Consider the following 18,511-nt stretch of genomic DNA (forward strand, 5'->3'; position numbering starts at 1 on the left):
GGTCAGCGGGAGGTGTCGAAGACCTCGTCGCGGGTGGCTGCCAGCGCGCTCTCCAGCGCGCCGCGCAGCACCGGCCGTTCCGCGACCTCGCCGGAGACCAGGCGGGGCCGGGAGGGGGCCAGTTCGGCGAGCTCGGACTCCAGCAGCGTGCGCAGCGGGTCGCCGCCCGCGGCGATCACGGCCCCGGAGAGGACCACGATCTCCGGGTCGAGGACGGCGACCAGCGAGGCGAGGCCGGTGGCCAGGAGGGTGGCGTACGACTGGAGGAAGCGCAGGTGGGGCCCCTCGGGCGTGGCCGCGGCCCGGGAGAGCAGCGCGACGGCGGCACCGACCTCGGGGCTGTACGGTCCGCCGGGCGCGGCCTCGGGTACGGGTTCCACGCCCAGTTCGGCGGCGAGGCGCGGGAGCACCTGGACGCCGGCCAGCTCCTGGTAGCCGCCGGTGTTGGCGCGCGCCACCTGGCGGACCAGGGGGTGGCCGGGCACCGGCAGGAAGCCCACCTCGCCCGCGCCGCCGGTCCAGCCGCGGTGCAGCCGGCCGCCGAGCACCAGGGCGGCGCCGAGCCCCTCCTCGTTCCACAGCAGGACGAAGTCCTCGTGGCCGCGGGCCGCGCCGAGGCGCTGCTCGGCGACGGCGGCGAGGTTGACGTCGTTCTCGTACTCGACGGGCATCGGCAGGGCGGCGGCCAGCTCGTCGAGGAGGGTGGGGGAGTGCCAGCCGGGGAGATGGCCGGCGTAGCGCAGCCGGCCCGTCTGCGGGTCGAAGGCGCCCGGTGTGGCGATGACCACCTGGTGCAGGTCGGAGCGGTGCAGCCCGGCGGCCTTGACGGCGCCGCCGAGGGCCTCGGTCACCTGGTCGACGGCGCCGGTCTCGGGCGCGTACGGCACCTCGTGCGTGCCGACGACGGTGCCCGTGAGGTCGGCCACGGCGGCGAGGACCCGGCCCGGGGTGACGTCCAGTCCGCCGACGTACGCGGCCCGGGGGTTGACGGCGTACAGCTGGGCGCTGGGGCCGGGGCGGCCGTCGTCGGTGCCGGTGGCCACGACGAGTCCGGCGGCCTCCAGACGGGCCAGCAGCTGGGAGGCGGTGGGCTTGGACAGTCCGGTGAGGCTGCCGATCCTGGTCCGGGACAGCGGCCCGTGCGCCAGCAGGAGTTCGAGGGCGGCCCGGTCGTTCATGGCGCGCAGCAGGCTGGGTGTTCCGGGCGTGGCGGCGGGCATGGCGCGGTCTCTCTCTCACCGGGATGGACTGCGAGGAACTGTTAGGTAAGTTTCCTGTCGTCGTTCGAGCCGTGTCAATGCCGCTGCCCCGCAGGATTGGCCTGCGGGGCAGCGGAGACGTCCGTTCGGGGTGTTCGGCTCGGGTTGGATCTACTTCGTGATCCGCGGGCCGCCCGGCGGCGGGATCGGGGCGGTGGCCAGGGACTGCGGGGAGGCCGGGTTCGCCAGCGCCGACGGCGGGGCGACGGAGGCCGACGGGTCGGCCGCGAGCGCTTCCTCCTCGTCCCCGGCGGGCAGGCCGCCGATGATCCGGATGCCCGCCGCGTCGAAGGCCTCCTTGATCCGCCAGCGCAGCTCCCGCTCCACCGCGAACTGCTTGCCGGGCATCGTCTTCGCCGACACCTTCACCGTCATGGAGGCGAGCAGCACCTCGTCCAGGCCCAGGACCTCCACCGGACCCCACAGGCGCTCGTCCCACGGGGACTCCTTCGCCAGGGTGTCGGCGACCTCCTGGACCACCTCGCGGATCCGGCTCAGGCTCTCCGTCGGCTTGACCTGGACGTCCACCGTCGCGGTCGCCCAGCCCTGGCTGAGGTTGCCGATCCGCTTGATCTCGCCGTTGCGGACGTACCAGATCTCGCCGTTGTCCCCGCGCAGCTTGGTGACCCGCAGGCCGACCTCGATGACCTCGCCCGAGGCCACCCCCGCGTCGATCTTGTCGCCGACCCCGTACTGGTCCTCCATGATCATGAAGACGCCGGACAGGAAGTCCGTCACCAGGTTCCGGGCGCCGAAACCGATCGCCACACCGGCCACACCCGCACTCGCCAGCAGCGGGGCCAGATCGATCTTCAGCGCGGCCAGCACCATCAGCGCGGCCGTTCCCATGATCAGGAACGAGGCCACCGAACGCAGCACCGAGCCGATCGCCTCCGAGCGCTGGCGGCGCCGCTCGGCATTGACCAGCAGCCCGCCGAGCGCGGTGCCTTCGACGGCCTCGGCGCTGGTGTTCATCCGGTTTATCAGCTTGGTCAGCGCCTTGCGGACCACCGAGCGCAGAGCGGCCGCGATCACGACGATCAGCAGGATCCGCAGGCCGATGCTCAGCCAGGTGGCCCAGTTCTGCTCGATGAAGCTCGCGGCCTCGGTGACGCTCTCCTGCGCCTCCTTGACCGAGGCGGGCGCGTCCGGAACGTCTGCTGCGATCGGCAGCAGAGCGGCGGGCCAGGGCACGACAGGTACCTCCAGGTATAGCGGCCTGCCCGCCGAACGGGGTGTGCGGGCAGACCAACCACACTAACGGGGCAATCCCTTCAACGCGTTTGCCAACGGCCCTTCTGTTCGAGGGAGAGACCAGACTCACCTGGGCAGGAAGCAGGTGTGGTTGAAAACACCCCGGACCCGTTACGGGCGCGTGGTGGCGCTTCGACCAGCCGTAAGGAGAGACTGGAGAGCAGATCGTCCCGGCGCGAGCCACGCGCCGCCGGCGTACAAGGAGGCAGTCCGTGCCGCACGTCCTGGTCCTCAACGCGTCGTACGAGCCCCTCGGCGTCGTACCGCTCCGCCGCGCGCTCGTCCTCGTACTGGAGAACAAGGCTGTCTCCCTGGAGGAATCCGGCGCCTATCTGCACAGCGCGACAAGGGTCGTCCCCGCTCCCAGCGTGGTCCGGCTCAAGCGCTTCGTGCGGGTCCCCTACCGGGGGCCCGTTCCTCTCACCCGGCGCGCGCTCTTCGCCCGCGACGGCGGCCGCTGCATGTACTGCGGGGCCGTCGCGACGAGCGTCGACCACGTCATCCCGCGGAGCCGGGGCGGGCAGCACGTGTGGGACAACGTCGTCGCCGCGTGCCGCCGCTGCAACCACGTCAAGGCCGACCGCCACCTGCTGGAACTGGGCTGGCGCCTGCGGCACCAGCCGGCCCCTCCCTCCGGCCTGGCCTGGCGGATCATCGGCACGGGGCACCGGGATCCGCGGTGGATGCCGTACCTCCAGCCGTACGGGGCCGAGGATGCGCTGGAGCGCATCGGGGTCGCGGCCGGGTAGCCCTGCGGGCCTGCCCCGGGACTCCGCGCGGCTGCGGCGCCGTTGCCGGGGGCGCTGCCCCCGGACCCCCGCGCCTCAAAACGCCGGCGAGGCTGAAATTGCCCTGCGGGCAATCCAGCCACGCCGTAGCCTGCGGCGCCGCAGGCTACGGCGTGACCGCGTAGGCCTCCGCGGACCAGAGGCTGCAGCCGAAGCGGGTCGCGCGGCGGTCGCAGGTCACGCGGAGGAAGCGCGCGGGTTCCGGGGCGTCCAGGCGGACCGTTTCGCGGCCCCCGCGGGAAGAGGGGACGGCCGCCGCCGGGCGCCAGGTGGTCCCGTCCGTCGAGGTCTCCACCCGGTACGCCGACGGGTACGCCTCCTGCCAGCGGAGCTCCAGCCGCCCGATCCGGGCCGGGGACGGGAGTTCGGCCTGCCACCACGCACCGTCCACCGCCGGGGAGGACCACCGGGTGTTCGGGTAGCCGTCCACCGCCGCCGAGGCCGGGAAGTCCGGGGTCTCGTTCGCCGAGGAACTCGCCCGCGCCGTACGCAGCAGCTCCGGGCCGCCCGTACGCGGCACCGCACGCACCGTCAGGGTGCGGGTCTCCCCGCCGAAGGCGACCGGGACCTGGTAGCTGCCCGGCGCCGTCGTCGGGGCGACGCTCACCTCCAGGGGGATCGACACCTGCCCGCCGCGCGGGGCCACCACCGTCCCCGGCAGCCGGACCGACACGCCCGCCGGCGGCTTCGCCGTCAGCGGCCCGCGGACCTCTCCCGCGCCCAGCGCGGTCAGCTTCGCCCAGACCCGCTGCACGGGGCCGCCGATCTCCGCGTCGGCGGCCGCTCCGTCCGCCAGTTCGAAACGGGCCTGCGGGCCGTCACCGAGCCACGGCACCACCCGGTGCACCGCCGGCGCGGCCGCCGAGCCCGCCCAGGACAGCCGTACCGCGTCGGTGCGCAGCCCGCCCGTGTCCACCTGGGTCCAGCCCGAGGCGGCGGCCTCGGCCACCTTGCGCCAGCCCTCGCCGGGCACGTGGACCTCCACCGCCGCGCCCCGGGCGCCCGCCGGGAGCGGGTCCGTCATCACCGTCACCGCCGACACCGGGCGCTGCGCGTCCAGCTGCACCGTCCAGCTGTCCGCGTCCCGCGTCACCGTGCCCGTCGTGCGCGCGGCCCCCGTCCACGCGTCCGCCTCCGCGGCGGCCTGTTTCAGGAAGGGGTCCAGTACGGCCTTGTCGACCCGCGCCGTGCCCGGCTCCGCCAGCGCCTCCCGGGCCCCGGCGAGGGCCTGCGAGGCCTTCCAGGCGGCCGTGCCGTCACCACGGGCCTGCGCCTGGAGGACGTCCAGCGCCAGTTCACCCGCGGTCCCGTAGCGCGCGAGCCGCTCCAGCCAGGGCCCCGCCTCGCCCGACAGGGCCGGCAGCCGGGCGGGCGCCTCGCGCAGGACCGTGAAGGCCTTGCGCAGTTCGGCCCCGGCCGCCGGGTCGCCCGCCGCGCGGGCCTGCCAGAACCGCTCGACGAGCGGCTTCAGGTACGCCGACTCCTCCAGCTTCAAACCCGACGACGCGGTGTTCCCGGCCAGCGCCGCCACCGCCTCCCGCGCCCGCGCGTCCGGGCCCGCCAGCTCGCGCACCGCTGCCGCCCAGGACTCCCCGGCCCGGTAACCGCGCGCGTTCCACGCGAAGTCGGCCGCCGTGAAGAGCGGGATCCGCGACAGGGTGCCCTGCGGCATGGCGTTGGCGAGGAGCGCCGCCGAACCGCCCGCCACCGCGGGCTCGCGGCCCGCGTAGGGGCCGAGGAAGATCCGGCCCGGGTCCCAGTCGTTGACCGGGTAGTTGTCCATGGTGACCAGCGGGTGGCCCAGCGCCGAGCGGGCCCCGGTCAGCTCCTTCCCGGTGATCGTGCGCGGCACCACGCCCACGCCCGTCCAGGCCACCTCCACGCGCGGGTCCAGCGCGGCCGCCAGGGCCTTGCGGTAGGCGGTGGAACCCTGCTGGTGGTACTCCGTCGGCAGCAGCGACAGCGCCGCCGCGCCGTGGTCCTTGCGCGCCAGGTGCGCCGCCAGCTCGCCCGCGACCTGCGCGTGCGCCTTCGCGGCCGCCGCCGGGCCCTTCCCGTACCGCTCGCGGTCCTCCCGGCAGCCCCACTCGGAGTAGCTGACGTCCTGGAACTGCACCTGGAAGGCGCGGAACCCCAGCTCCCACATCGCGTCCAGCTTGCGCGCGAGGGCCGCCCGGTCCTCCGCCGAGGACAGGCACATCGACTGCCCCGGGGACACCGCCCAGCCCAGCACGACCCGGTTGGCGCGGGCCCGTTCGGCCAGCGCGCGGAACTCCGCCTGCTGCGCGGCCGGGTACTCCTGGCGCCAGGCCGTCGTCCGGAACGGGTCGTCACCCGGCGCGATCAGCAGCCGGTTCTGCTTGGTGCGCCCCATGAACTCCACTTGCGCCAGGCGCTGCTGCCCGCTCCAGGGCTCCCCGTAGAACCCCTCGGTGATCCCGCGCACGGGCGCCGCCGGCCAGTCCCGCACCAGCACCCCGGGCGCCTTCCCGCCGCCCGCCGCGAGCAGCTGACGCAGCGTCTGCGCCGCGTGGAACAGCCCGTCTTCCCCTACGCCGGCCAGCGCGACCGTGTCCCGGCCGCCGGACCGCCCCACCGCGAGCCGGTAGCCCCCGTCCGGGAGGTCGCCGGCCTCGGCCGCGCCCAGCGCCCGCAGGGCCTCGTGGGCGTCCGGGCCCTGGAGACGTACGACGGTGCCGCGCGCGGGCAGCGGAGCCCCGGGGGCGGTCGCGTGCAGGGTGCGCACGCCCGCCGCGCGCAGGGCCTCGCGCACGACCTGGACCGCGTACGGATCCACGTCGTCCGGCGCCACCAGTACGGCTTCCGCGCCCAGCGGCAGCTCGCGCGCCGGATCGGCGGACATGGACTGCGGCCGGGGCCATACGGCGGGGCCCTCTGCGGCGGTGCGCGAGGGGTTGGCGGCGGGGTCGAGGACCAGCTCGGCGGAGGCGCCCGCGCCCGCGACGGGGCCCGGCTCGCGGTCCGTCCGGTCCGGAGCGGACCCGATCCCCATGACCCCGATCGGAGCGGAGGCCACGGCTCCGCCCAGCAGCGCCCCGACCACCGCCACGGCGGCGGCCGTCGCCCGCTTCCTGCCCCTGAGCTGCACCGAGCCTCCTCGCCGCGAGACGTACCCCGCTCGTACGGATGAGCCCGAGCCCACCACCAGTGCGGCTGGAGTGTCAATGCGGATGGGTGATCTGACCGGGATACGCCAGGAATGCGATGCCCCGGACTGGGTAGGGCTGCGGTGTCCCCCGGCCGTGTCCCTGGGTGCCGCCCCGGTGTTGACCTGGCGCCGACCCACCCTCATGCACGAAGGAGTGCGCCCATGGACGACCTGGCCCGGCTCGCGGCCCTGCACGGCGTGGCCACCGCCTATCAGCCCGCGGCGGACGTCACGGTTCCGGTACCGCGGGCCACGGTCGCCGCGGTGCTCGGGTTGCTCGGGGTGGTGACCGACACCCCGGAGGACGTCCGGGCGTCCCTGGAGTCCGCCGAACGGGGCGAGCGGGAGCGGCTGTTGCCGCGGACCCTGGTGTGGTGGGAGGGCGAACCGCCGCCGGCCGCGCTGACCGGCCTGCCGGCGGGGGCGCGGATCCGGCTGGAACCGGAGTCGGATCCGGCGGGGCCGGATGTGGCCCGGCCGGGCGGGGTGTTCGGGTGCGGGGTGGCCGCGGACGGGGGTGGTGGCCCTGCGGGGGCCGAGCCGGCGGCTGCGGACCCCGTGTCGTCCGGGCCGGTGCCGCCGGGGCCGGGCGCGCGCCGGGGCGTCTCCTCGGGCGCCGAACGTGGCGAGGGGTCGGACTGTGACGCGGCAGAGCGTTCGGCGCCCTGCGGGGACGCCCCGGCGCACACCCGTCCCCGGCGGCGGCCCGCTTCGCAGCCGACAGGGGCCGCCGTCGAGTGGGTCGTCGGCCCCGGCGGGAGCCCCCGGCTGCCGCTCGGGGTGCACCGGATCGGCGTCACCCTGCCGGACGGCGCCGTCGGCGAGGCCACCCTGATCGTGGCCCCGGAGCGGGCCCCCGCCGCGCCCGAGCGGGCCCACGGGCTGCTCGTCCAGCTGTACTCGCTGCTCTCCGAACGCTCCTGGGGCATGGGCGACCTCGGTGACCTCGCGGAGCTCGCCCGCTGGGCCGGCCGCACCCACGACGCCGGGTTCATCCAGGTCAACCCGCTGCACGCGGCCGTGCCCGGCACCCCGACCGACCCGTCCCCGTACCGGCCCTCCTCGCGCCGCTTCCCGGACCCCGTCCACCTGCGGATCGAGGACATCCCGGAGTACGCCGGGTGTCCGGAGAAGGAGGCTCTGGCCGAGCTCGCCGCGCGGGGTGCGCAGCTGCGCCGCGCGGTGCTCGAGAAGGGGGAGCTGATCGACCGGGATGGGGTCTGGGAAGTCAAGCGCGCCGCCCTGGAGTTGTTGTACGCCGTTCCGCGGACGCCGGAGCGGGAAGCCGCTTACGCCCGGTTCCGTGCGGAGCATGGTGCGGAACTGGACCTGCATGCCGTGTGGTGCGCAGGCCACGCGGGGGAGGACCCGAAGGAGCGGGCCGACTTCCACCGCTGGCTGGTCTGGCTGACGGACGGCCAGCTCGCCGCCGCCCAGCGGGTCGCGCGCGAGGCCGGGATGGCCGTCGGGATCGTGCACGACCTGGCCGTCGGCGTGCATCCGCAGGGCTCGGACCGCTTCGGGGCGTCGTTCTGTTACGCCGGGCACACCTCGATCGGCGCCCCGCCCGACGCCTTCAACGCGCGCGGTCAGGACTGGGGGCTGCCGCCCTGGCGGCCGGACCGGTTGGCCGAGACCGGGTACGCGCCCTTCCGGTCGCTGCTGCGCTCGGTGTTCCGCTACGCCGGGGCCCTGCGCATCGACCACGTCATGGGGCTGTTCCGGCTCTGGTGGATCCCCGAGGGCACCCCGCCCGCCGAAGGCACGTACGTCACCTACGACGGCGAGGCCATGCTCGCGATCCTGGTCCTGGAGGCCCACCGCGCCGGGGCCCTGGTCATCGGCGAGGACCTCGGGACGGTGGAGCCGCGGGTCCGCCGCGCGCTGGCCCGGCGGGGGGTGCTCGGAACCTCGGTGCTCTGGTTCGAGCGGGACTGGGACGGCGGCGGCAAGCCGCTCGCGCCGCAGGACTGGCGGGCCGACTGCCTGGCCACCGTCACCACGCACGACCTGCCGCCCACGGCCGCCAAGCTGGCTGGTGGCCACGTGGAACTGCGCGACCGGCTCGGCCTGCTGGCCCGCCCGGTCGAGCGGGAGCGGGCCGAGGACGCCGCCGACACCGCCGAGTGGCTCGAACTGCTGGCCGGGCTGGGCCTGGACACGCAGGGCGAGGAGGCCGCCGTGCGGGCCCTGTACGCCTTCCTGCTGCGCACCCCCGCCCGGCTGGTCGGCGTATGGCTGCCGGACGCGGTGGGGGACCGGCGGCCGCAGAACCTGCCGGGCACCTGGGACCAGTACCCCAATTGGCGGCTGCCGGTCGCCGATGCCGGCGGACGGCCGCTGACCTTGGCGGAACTGGCCGCGTCGCCCCGGGTGAACGCCCTGCTGAAGGCCCTTCGCAAGGGGGCGTGACCCCGTACGGCACCCCCGGGCGCGCGCGCCGTTCGGGCGTTCGCTAGTTTTGCACCGTGGACAAGAAGAACGCTCTGCGCGCCGGCGCCGTCACGGCCGGATCTGCGCTGATGATGCAGCTGATGACGTCTCCCGCCCTCGCGCTGACCCGCGACGACGGCGATGACCCGGGCCAGGGCATCAGCATTGGTGAGACGATCGGCCTGTACGTGGTCCTGCCGATCGTGCTGTTCCTGGTCATCGCCGGTCTGGTGATGGTCGGCGACAAGTCGCGCAAGCAGCAGTAGGGCTTCCGACGCAAGGCTTCCGGGGCGCCGGAGGTCCGCACACCGATCGTGAACGGTGTGTGGCGACCTCCGGCGCCTTGTTGTGTCCTCAGATCCCGGCCAGTAGCTTGCGGAGCAGGCCGGTGAGTACCTCGACCTCTTCCTCGCTCAGCCCGATGAGCGCGGCGCGCTGCACCTCCAGGCCGGCGGTGACGGCCTCGTCGATGAGTGCCAGTCCGCGGTCCGTGATCGTCACCTGCAGTCCGCGCCGGTCGTGCGGATCCGGCTTGCGGCTGAGCAGTCCGGCCTTCTCCAGCTTGTCCAGACGCCCTGTCATGCCGCCGGTGGTGAGCATCAGCGTGGCCGACAGCTGCCGCGGCGACAGCATGTACGGCTCGCCGGAGCGGCGCAGCGTGGCGACGACGTCGAACTCCCCGCGCGAGATGCCGAAGCGGGCGTAGGCCCGTTCCATCTCGTCCCCCATGGCCCGGGCGATCCGGTAGATGCGTCCGAAGACGGCCATGGGCTCGGTGTTCAGGTCCGGGCGCACCACGTGCCACTGGGCGGCGATGGCGTCGACGGCGTCCTTGTTGGCCTCGGTCATGGGCGCAGTATCCAGCCTTCCACAAGTCGATCGCAAGAAAGTTGCTTGACGGAAAGTAGCTTAGGAGTAAGCTACTTTCCATCGACCTACTTGGACCGGCCTACTTCGGGGGAAGCAATGGAAACGAGAGTCGCGGGAGAGCGGTCCCTGCTCGCCGGTGTCGCGATCAGCGCGGTCGGGATCGGCATGTACATCCCGTTCTCGCTGGTCTTCTTCCACCACGTCACCGGCCTCTCCTTCACCCTCGTCGGCCTGGTCATGACCATCACGGGCGTCGCCGGTCTGGCCTTCATGCCGCTGGCCGGCTCGGCCGTCGACCGGTTCGGCGCCAAGAAGGTCAACCTGGTGCTCTACGGGATGCGGGCGGCCGGCTTCGCCCTCTACCCCTTCGCGCACTCGCTGCCCGCCTTCGCCGCCGTCACCCTCGTCACCGCCCTCGCCGACCGCTCCTTCTCGGTCGTCCAGCAGTCGCTGATCGGGGAGGTGGCGCGCGGCTCCGCCCGCGACCGGCTCCAGGCCTCCATCCGGGCCCTGCAGAACGCCGGGATGGGCGCGGGCGCCCTCCTCGTCTCCGCGGTGCTCGGGCTGTGGGGGACCGGCGGATTCACCTACACCGCCTGGGGCAACGCGCTCGCCTTCGCCCTCGCCGGACTGCTGGTCGCCCGGGTCCGCCCGGTCCGCGACGCCGGGACGGCGGGCGCCGCCGGCTCCGCGAAGCGCCCGGCCGCCGGCTACCGGATGGTCCTACGCGACCGGCCCTTCCTCGGGCTGACCGCCGCCAACTTCCTCACCGCGCTCGGCTACTCCGCCCTCTCCGTCCTCTTCCCGCTCTACCTCTCCACCTGGCTGATGGCGCCCGACTCCCTCACCGGAGCCGCCTTCACCGTCAACACCGTCCTGTGCGCCGGGATCGGCGTGCTGATCGCGAGCCGGGTCCGCCGCTCCGGCGCCCGCCGCACCCGCTCGGCCGCCCTCGGCGCCCTGCTCTTCGCCGCCGCCTTCGTCGGCCAGATCGTGCTCGGCACCGTGCGCCCCGGGCAGACCGCCACCCTGATCGCCCTGCTGGCCATCGTGGTCGTCTACACCCTCGGCGAGCTGGTGCACAGCCCCTCCGGCGGCGCCCTCTCGGTCTCCGCCGCCCCCGAAGCCGTCCGCGGCCGCTACCTCGCCACCTACCAGCTGTCGTACTCGCTGGCCAGCGCGCTCGCCCCCTCCCTCTTCACCTTCCTGCTCGCCGTCGACGGCCGGCTGCCCTGGGCCGTCCTCGCCGTCAGCGCGCTCGGCGCCGCCCTGGCGCTGGTCCGGCTGGAGCGGCACCTGCCCGCCGAGGCCGTCCACGCCGAGCCGCCGGCCCCGGCTGCCCCGCGCGCCGCGGCGCCGGCCGCCGCCTGAGCCACCCGCACCTCCCCCACGATCCGCCTTCCTCACCTGCCGAGGAGTCACCCCGCCATGAAGCGCATCGCCACCGTCGCCCTGACCGCTCTCGCCCCCGTCTCCTGGGGCTCCACCTACTTCGTCGCCAGCGAACTGCTGCCGCCCGACCGTCCGCTGTTCACCGGGGTCATGCGGGCCCTGCCCGCCGGACTGCTGCTGACCGCGCTCGCCCGGACCCTGCCCAAGGGCGAGTGGTGGTGGAAGTCGGCCGTCCTCGGCACCCTCAACATCGGCGCCTTCTTCCCGCTGCTGTTCCTCTCCGCCTACCGCCTGCCCGGCGGCGTCGCGGCCGTGCTCGGTTCGGCAGGCCCGCTCTTCGTCGTGGGGCTCGCCGCGCTGCTCCTGGGGGAGCGCGCGAGCCTCCGTACGATCCTCGCGGCCGTTGTCGCGGCGCTCGGCGTGAGCATGGTGGTCCTCACCGCCGAAGCCGAGCTGGACCTCATCGGGATCATCGCGGGCGTGGTCTCCTCCGTCTCCATGGGCGCGGGCACCGTCATGACCAAGCGGTGGGGGCGCCCCGAGGGCGTCGGCCCGCTGGCCATGACCGGCTGGCAGCTCACCGCGGGCGGGCTGGTCATCATCCCCGTAGCCGCCCTCGTCGAGGGCGCCCCGCCGGCGCTCGACGGCAACGCCCTGCTCGGCTACGGCTACATGATGCTGATCAACACCGGAGCGGCGTACTGGCTCTGGTTCCGCGGCATCGGCCGGCTCAGCGCCACCTCGGTCACCCTGCTCGGCCCGCTCTCCCCGCTCACCGCCGCCGTCATAGGCTGGGCCGCGCTCGGGCAGGCGCTGACGCCCGTACAGCTCGCCGGCATGGCGATCGCCTTCGGGGCCACCGTCGCCGGACAGCTCGCCGCCGCCCGGTCGGCCCGCACCTCCGAGGAATCGTTCAGTTCTGCTGAAAAGATCGATCGAAACATTTCGATGGACCTGAGCAATGGGCAGGTGCGACGGTAGAGCCACGAATTCACCCAGACCGACCCCGAGGGGGAGACACACAGTGGCCGTCATGGACCGCGTCCGTACCGTTCCGCAAGCACAGCCCATCACCGTGGGCACCGGGAAGAAGGGAGCCGCCGGGCTCGGCGTGCTCCTCGCCCTCCTCGCGACGGTCGTCTGGTCCGGCAGCTTCGTCGCCACCCGGGGAATGGCCGGCACCGTCCCGCCCGTCCAGGCCGTCTTCTGGCGCTGGGTCATCGCCCTCGTCGCCGTCGCCCCCTTCGCCGCCCGCCAGGTCTGGCAGCAGCGGGCCCTGATCCGCAAGCACCTCGGCTTCATCGCCGTGGCCTCGCTGTTCGGCGTCGCCCTCTACAACACCCTCGTCCACCAGGCCGGACTGACCACCTCCGCCTCCAACATGGGCATGATCATGGCGGCCTCGCCGGTCATCATGGCCCTGTACGCCCGCCTCGGCGGGGAACGCCTCGGCGCCCGGCGCACCGTCGGGATGCTCGTCGCGGCCCTCGGCGTGCTGCTCCTCGTCGGGGACGGCTCGATCGGCTTCGACTTCGGCGCCGGCGACCTGTGGATGTTCGCGGCCGCCCTCTCCTTCGCCACGTACAGCGCCCTGCTCAAGCGCAAGCCCGCCGAACTGGGCGGACTGGCCTTCCTGATGACCACCTTCGCGCTCGGCGCGCTGATGCTCGCACCTGCCTACGCGGTCTCCGTCTCCGTCCAGGGCGCCTTCGAGGTCACCGCGGGATCGGTCGGATCGCTGCTGTACGTCGGGGTGTTCTCCTCGGCCGTCGCCTTCTTCGCCTGGAACAAGGCCATCTCGATCATGGGGGCGGCCCGTGCCGGAGTCGTCTACTACCTCCAGCCGGTCTGCGTGGCCGGACTCGGCTTCCTCCTGCTCGGCGAGCAGACCGGCCCCGTGCAGCTGCTGTGCATGGCGCTGATCCTCGGCGGAGTCATGCTGGGGAGCACCCGCCGGTAGGTTCGGGACATGACCGAGTGGGACATCAAGAAGCTGCGGATCCTGCGGACCCTCGCCGAACAGGGGACCGTGACCGCCACGGCCGAGGCGCTGCACATGACGCCCTCGGCCGTTTCGCAGCAGCTGACCAACCTCGCCCGGCAGCTGGGCGTGGTGCTGCTGGAGGCCCAGGGCCGGCGGGTCCGCCTCACGGACGCGGCGCACCTCGTACTACGGCACGCGGAGGCGGTGTTCGCGCAGCTGGAACGGGCCGACGCCGAGCTCGCCGGGTACCTCGCCGGGGACGCGGGGGAGGTGCGGGTGGGCGCCTTCTCCACCGCCGTGCCGGCCCTCGTCGTCCCCGCGGTGGCGGCGCTCCGGGCGAGCCACCCGGGGGTGGAGGTCCGGGTGCGGGAGACGGAGGCCGCGGAGTCGTACGAGCTCCTCGCCGCCGGGGGCGTGGACCTGGCGCTGTCGCTGGCCGCGCACGCGCCGACCGCGCGCGATCCCCGGTTCACCCGGGTGGTGCTGATGGAGGACCCCCTCGACGTGGCGCTCCCGCCGGGCCACCCGCTGGCCGACGCGGCCGACGTGCGGCTGGCCGACCTGTCCGGGGACCCGTGGATCTACGGCGGCAGCGGGCCCTGGTCGGAGATCGCCGTCGGCGCGTGCGAGGCGGCGGGGTTCGTCCCGGAACAGGCGCACTCGGCGTCCGGATGGACGGCGATCCTGGCCATGGTCGAAGCCGGCATGGGGGTCGCACTGGTCCCGCGCATGGTGTCGAGCCGGGCCTCGGGAGTGGCGGTCCGGGTCCTCACCCACGACCGGCCCACCCGCCACGTCATCGCCGCCGTCCGCCGGGGTGCCGAGGCCGCGCCCGCCGTGTCCCACGTTCTGACGGCCCTGCGCTCCGTCGCCGCCGGATGATCTAGGCTCTTCCCCTTTGTGACTCATGAGGGGTGGGAGCCGTGAGAAGGACCACGACGAGGAAACGCCAGGGGCGGGGAGGCCGAATGGCCGCCGGACTGGCCCTGGTGGCAGGGCTGTTCGCGATCGCGCCGGCTCCGGCGGCGGTGTCCGTCGGAGCGCCCGAGGGCACGCCACCGGTGCGGACGATCTCGTACAACGTGTGCGGGCAGAGCTCGGTCTGCCAGAGCACCATGTCGGTCGATGCCTGGGCCGACGGCCTGCAGGGGCACATCACCGACTGGGACGCCGATGTGGTGATGCTCCAGGAGATGTGCAAGGGCCAGCTGGACGCGCTGCGCGGCCGGCTGCCCGGCTACGTGCCGGTGTGGACCGGCTCGAAGACCTACGACGGCTGCGGCAAGTGGGGCGGGGACAAGACCTTCGGCCAGGCGCTCCTGGTCAAGGGCATCCAGAGCGAGGTCACCCCCATGTCGGCGGAGGTGACCCCGCCCGGCTTCGCCGGGGAGAAGCGCTGGGTCGTCTGCGCCAAGGCCCCGGTCGACGGCCACCCCGTCCTGGCCTGCGGTACGCACCTGCGGCAGGACCTGGACGCCCAGAACGACACGCCCGCTCTGATGGAGCGGATCGAGGGCTGGGCGGGCGGCCTGCCCGTCATCCTGGCCGGCGACTTCAACGCCGTGCCGCGCCACGCGATCATGGACCCGGTCTTCGCGGGCAGGCCGGGCACCCTGGCCCTCGCCGAGGCCGACGGAACCGACAAGCAGTACTTTTCCGGCACCTGCCCCGACACCGCCGCGTGGTGCCGGACCGGCGGGCCCACGACGTGGGACACCAACGCGGGGAAGTACGGCCCGAAGTTCGACTCCACCTTCTTCAGCAGGCAGGACTTCGGCGACCTGCAGAGCGAGACGCTGAGGACCGGCTACACCAAGGTCGACGACCACCTCCTCGTGAAGGCGGCCGCGAGCTTCCACGAGCGCGAGAGGACCGACGGCGACCTCACCGGGGACGGCGTGGCCGACCTGCTGGCGGTTCAGGCCGACGGCTCGCTGCGCCTCTACCCCGGCCTCGCCGGCGGCAGCTTCGGCCCCTACACGGTGATCGGCGCGAGCGGCTTCGCCGGCGCCGACGTCAGTCACCGCGGTGACTGGACCGGCGACGGCAGCGAGGACGTCATCGCCCGCATCGGCGCCGACCTGTGGGTCTACCCCAACCTCGGCCAGGGGCGCCTCGGCGAGCGCCTTCCCATGCGCGAACGCGCCACCGGATGGAGCCACGCCACGCTGCTGGCGGTCGGAGACGTCGACGGCGACGGCCAGCCGGACGTGGTCGCACGCAGCGTCAACGGCCTGTGGCTGCACCGGGGTTCGGTCGGCCTCCTGCCCGCCCTTCCGCAGAACGCGGTAACGCTGGGCGGACCGGAGTGGAAGGACTACGAGATCCTCGCCCCCGGCGACGTGAACAAGGACGGCCGCGACGACCTCTGGGCCCGCGGCCCCGACGGGCAGCTGCGGCAGTTCCTCTCCGCGGGCGCCGCGGCCCTGCCCGCCGACCCTTCCGTGCTCCACACCGCGCCCACCGCCTCGTACCCGCTGGCCGGCACGGTCGGCGACCTCGACGGGAACGGGCAGGCCGACCTGCTGCTCACCACCCCTCCGGTGGCCCCGGGCACCGGCGACCTGATGTTCCTCGGCGGAACGGGCAGCGGCTTCGGCCAGCCCGTCCGCATCGGCGAGGGCGGCTGGAGCTGGATCCAGTCCATCCGCTGACCCGGGTCCTGAACTGACGGAGGCGCCCCCGGAGCAACCTGCTCCGGGGGCGCCTCCGTGCTGTTCCAGACGGGTCAGGAACCGGCGGCCGCGTCCGCCGCCTGGGCCTTCAGCGCGCGCTCGACGCCCGCGCGGGACTCCGACACCAGCCGGCGCAGGGCCGCGTTCGGCTCGGCCGAGGCCAGCCAGGCGTCCGTCGTGGCCAGCGTGGCCTCGGAGACCTGGAGCGACGGGTACAGGCCCACCGCGATCTGCTGCGCGATCTCGTGGCTGCGGGTGTCCCAGACCTCCTTGAGCGCCGCGAAGTACTTCGCGGTGTACGGGGCCAGCAGCTCGCGCTGGTCGGTCTGGACGAAGCCGCCGATCACGGCCTCCTGCACCGCGTTCGGGAGGTCCGAGGACTCCACCACCGACGCCCACGCGGCGGCCTTGGCCTCGGCCGTCGGGCGCGCCGCCCGCGCCGTCGCCGCGTGCCGCTCGCCGGCCGCCGTGGCGTCCCGCTCCAGCTCCGCCGCGATGGCCGCCTCGTCGGCGACACCCGTGGCCGCCAGCCGCTCCAGGAAGGCCCAGCGCAGCTCGGTGTCGACGGCCAGGCCCTCGACCACGGCCGAGCCGTCCAGCAGCGCCGACAGGTAGGCCAGCTGGTCCTCCGTACGGGCGGTGGCCGCGAACGCGCGCGCCCACGCCAGCTGGTGGTCGCTGCCCGGCTCGGCCGCGCGCAGGTGCTCCAGCGTGGCCCCGGTCCAGGCCGCCAGGCCCTCCGCGCGCCACGCCGGGTCGGCGTACAGGTCGACGGCCAGCTTCACCTGGCGGTGCAGGGACTGGACCACGCCGATGTCCGACTCCTTGCCGATGCCCGACAGGACGAGGGCCAGGTAGTCACGGGTGGCCAGTTCGCCGTCGCGGGTCATGTCCCACGCCGAGGCCCAGCACAGCGCGCGCGGCAGCGGCTCGGTGAAGTCGCCCAGGTGCGCGGTGACCGTCGCGAGGGACTGCTCGTCCAGGCGGACCTTGGCGTACGACAGGTCGTCGTCGTTGAGCAGGAACACCGCCGGGCGGGCGCGGCCCACGAGCTCCGGCACCTCCGTCAGGTCGCCGTCGATGTCCAGCTCGATCCGGTCCGTGCGGACCAGCTTGCCGCCCTCGAGGTCGTACAGGCCGACCGCGATGCGGTGCGGGCGCAGCGTAGGCTCGCCCTTGGCGCCGGCGGGCAGCGCGGGCGCCTCCTGGCGGATGCCGAACGCGGTGATGACCCCGTCCGCGCCGGTGGTGACCTCCGGCCGCAGGATGTTGATGCCGGCCGTCTCCAGCCACGCCTTCGACCACGCGGTCAGGTCGCGGCCCGAGGTCTCCTCCAGCGCGCCCAGCAGGTCGGACAGGCGGGTGTTCCCGAAGGCGTGCGCCTTGAAGTACGCCTGCACGCCCTTGAAGAAGGCGTCCATTCCGACGTAGGCCACGAGCTGCTTGAGCACCGAGGCGCCCTTGGCGTACGTGATGCCGTCGAAGTTGACCATGACGTCGTCGAGGTCACGGATGTCCGCCATGATCGGGTGCGTGGACGGCAGCTGGTCCTGCCGGTACGCCCAGGTCTTCATGGAGTTGGCGAACGTGGTCCACGCGTGCGGCCACTTCGAGCCCTCCGCGTAGGCCTGGCATGCGATCGAGGTGTAGGTGGCGAAGGACTCGTTGAGCCACAGGTCGTTCCACCACTCCATGGTCACGAGGTCGCCGAACCACATGTGGGCGAGCTCGTGCAGGATCGTCTCGGCGCGCGTCTCGTACGCCGCGTCCGTCACCTTCGAGCGGAAGACGTACTGGTCGCGGATGGTGACCGCGCCCGCGTTCTCCATCGCGCCCGCGTTGAACTCCGGGACGAAGAGCTGGTCGTACTTGGCGAACGGGTAGTCGTAGGCGAACTTCTCCTGGAACCAGTCGAAGCCCTGCCGCGTGACCTCGAAGATCGCGTCCGCGTCGAGGAACTCCGCGAGCGAGGGACGGCAGTAGATGCCGAGCGGCACGGACTGCCCGTCCTTGCCCTCGTACGAGCTGTGCACCGCGTGGTACGGGCCGACGATCAGGGCCGTGATGTACGAGGAGATGCGCGGGGTCGGCTCGAAGGCCCACACCCGGTCCTTGGGCTCAGGCGTCGGGGAGTTCGAGATGACCGTCCAGCCCTCGGGGGCCGTCACGGTGAACCGGAACGTGGCCTTCAGGTCGGGCTGCTCGAAGCTGGCGAACACGCGGCGCGCGTCCGGCACCTCGAACTGGGTGTAGAGGTACGCCTGCTGGTCGACCGGGTCGACGAAGCGGTGCAGGCCCTCACCGGTGTTGGTGTACGCGCAGTCCGCGACGACGCGGAGCTCGTTGTCCCCGGCCGCCAGGTGCGCCAGGGCGATGCGCGAGTCCCGGAAGACCGCGGCCACGTCCAGCGACTTGCCGTTCAGCACGACCTCGTGCACGGCCGGGGCGACCAGGTCGATGAAGGTCTCGGCCCCGGCCTCGGCCGACTGGAAGCGCACGGTGGTCACGGACGGGTACGTGCCGCCCTCCTGCGCGCCGCTGAGATCGAGTTCGATCTCGTACGAGTCGACGGTGAGCAGCCTTGCCCGCTGCTGGGCCTCTTCACGGGTGAGATTCGTGCCTGGCACGCGTTCATCTCCTTCGATGGTGACGTTGCCCCGCCATCCTTCCATGGGGCGGGGGCCACC

At 73.7% G+C, this 18,511-nt stretch carries 13 protein-coding genes; 8 read left to right on the forward strand and 5 right to left on the reverse strand.

Features of this window, described 5'->3' with window-relative positions:
* Window positions 1-2: 2 nt before the first annotated feature.
* Together AB0O21_RS17820 and AB0O21_RS17825 are read right to left on the reverse strand one after the other, a co-directional pair.
* The gene (locus tag AB0O21_RS17820) at window positions 3-1,220 is read right to left on the reverse strand and encodes an ROK family transcriptional regulator (RefSeq protein WP_365172071.1); all 1,218 of its coding nucleotides are present in this window, start codon (window positions 1,218-1,220) and stop codon (window positions 3-5) included.
* A gap of 150 nt (window positions 1,221-1,370) precedes the next feature.
* Window positions 1,371-2,432, reverse strand: coding sequence for a mechanosensitive ion channel family protein (locus tag AB0O21_RS17825; protein ID WP_365172159.1), 1,062 nt, complete (start codon window positions 2,430-2,432; stop codon window positions 1,371-1,373).
* Window positions 2,433-2,725: 293 nt separating this feature from the next.
* Between AB0O21_RS17825 and AB0O21_RS17830 the strand changes: the two genes are divergently transcribed.
* Window positions 2,726-3,262, forward strand: coding sequence for an HNH endonuclease (locus AB0O21_RS17830; RefSeq protein WP_327385376.1), 537 nt, complete (start codon window positions 2,726-2,728; stop codon window positions 3,260-3,262).
* 145 nt (window positions 3,263-3,407) lie between these two features.
* On the opposite strand, the gene AB0O21_RS17835 is transcribed toward AB0O21_RS17830, so the two are convergent.
* Window positions 3,408-6,410: a beta-N-acetylglucosaminidase domain-containing protein gene (locus AB0O21_RS17835; protein ID WP_365172072.1), complete on the reverse strand. Its 3,003-nt coding sequence runs from the start codon at window positions 6,408-6,410 to the stop codon at window positions 3,408-3,410.
* A gap of 222 nt (window positions 6,411-6,632) precedes the next feature.
* Here AB0O21_RS17835 and AB0O21_RS17840 point away from each other — a divergent pair, with 222 nt between their 5' ends.
* Window positions 6,633-8,882 (forward strand): 4-alpha-glucanotransferase, encoded by a 2,250-nt coding sequence (locus tag AB0O21_RS17840; protein WP_365172073.1) that lies wholly within the window; start codon window positions 6,633-6,635, stop codon window positions 8,880-8,882.
* Between the two features lie 56 nt (window positions 8,883-8,938).
* Window positions 8,939-9,169 carry a hypothetical protein gene (locus AB0O21_RS17845; RefSeq protein WP_365172074.1) on the forward strand — a complete coding sequence of 77 codons (231 nt, stop codon included), beginning with the start codon at window positions 8,939-8,941 and terminating at the stop codon, window positions 9,167-9,169.
* An 88-nt stretch (window positions 9,170-9,257) separates the two neighbouring features.
* Here AB0O21_RS17845 and AB0O21_RS17850 read toward each other — a convergent pair whose 3' ends face one another.
* The gene (locus AB0O21_RS17850; RefSeq protein WP_365172075.1) at window positions 9,258-9,752 is read right to left on the reverse strand and encodes a MarR family transcriptional regulator; all 495 of its coding nucleotides are present in this window, start codon (window positions 9,750-9,752) and stop codon (window positions 9,258-9,260) included.
* A 117-nt stretch (window positions 9,753-9,869) separates the two neighbouring features.
* On the opposite strand from AB0O21_RS17850, the gene AB0O21_RS17855 reads away from it, so the two are divergent.
* From AB0O21_RS17855 to AB0O21_RS17875, 5 genes are all read left to right on the forward strand, one after another.
* Complete coding sequence (locus AB0O21_RS17855; protein ID WP_365172076.1) at window positions 9,870-11,144, forward strand: MFS transporter; 1,275 nt, start codon at window positions 9,870-9,872, stop codon at window positions 11,142-11,144.
* A 57-nt stretch (window positions 11,145-11,201) separates the two neighbouring features.
* On the forward strand, window positions 11,202-12,146 hold the full coding sequence (locus tag AB0O21_RS17860; RefSeq protein WP_365172077.1) for an EamA family transporter: 945 nt from the start codon (window positions 11,202-11,204) through the stop codon (window positions 12,144-12,146).
* A gap of 52 nt (window positions 12,147-12,198) precedes the next feature.
* On the forward strand, window positions 12,199-13,125 hold the full coding sequence (locus AB0O21_RS17865) for an EamA family transporter (protein ID WP_365172078.1): 927 nt from the start codon (window positions 12,199-12,201) through the stop codon (window positions 13,123-13,125).
* Between the two features lie 9 nt (window positions 13,126-13,134).
* Window positions 13,135-14,031 carry a LysR family transcriptional regulator gene (locus AB0O21_RS17870; RefSeq protein ID WP_365172079.1) on the forward strand — a complete coding sequence of 299 codons (897 nt, stop codon included), beginning with the start codon at window positions 13,135-13,137 and terminating at the stop codon, window positions 14,029-14,031.
* A gap of 86 nt (window positions 14,032-14,117) precedes the next feature.
* Window positions 14,118-15,803, forward strand: a complete 1,686-nt coding sequence (locus AB0O21_RS17875) for an FG-GAP-like repeat-containing protein (RefSeq protein ID WP_365172080.1) — start codon at window positions 14,118-14,120, stop codon at window positions 15,801-15,803.
* A gap of 74 nt (window positions 15,804-15,877) precedes the next feature.
* Here the strand turns inward: AB0O21_RS17875 and pepN are convergent, their stop codons facing one another.
* The gene (gene pepN, locus AB0O21_RS17880; RefSeq protein ID WP_365172081.1) at window positions 15,878-18,451 is read right to left on the reverse strand and encodes an aminopeptidase N; all 2,574 of its coding nucleotides are present in this window, start codon (window positions 18,449-18,451) and stop codon (window positions 15,878-15,880) included.
* Window positions 18,452-18,511 lie beyond the last annotated feature (60 nt).

It is taken from the genome of Streptomyces sp. NPDC091371 (genome assembly GCF_040684275.1).
GTDB lineage: Bacteria > Actinomycetota > Actinomycetes > Streptomycetales > Streptomycetaceae > Streptomyces.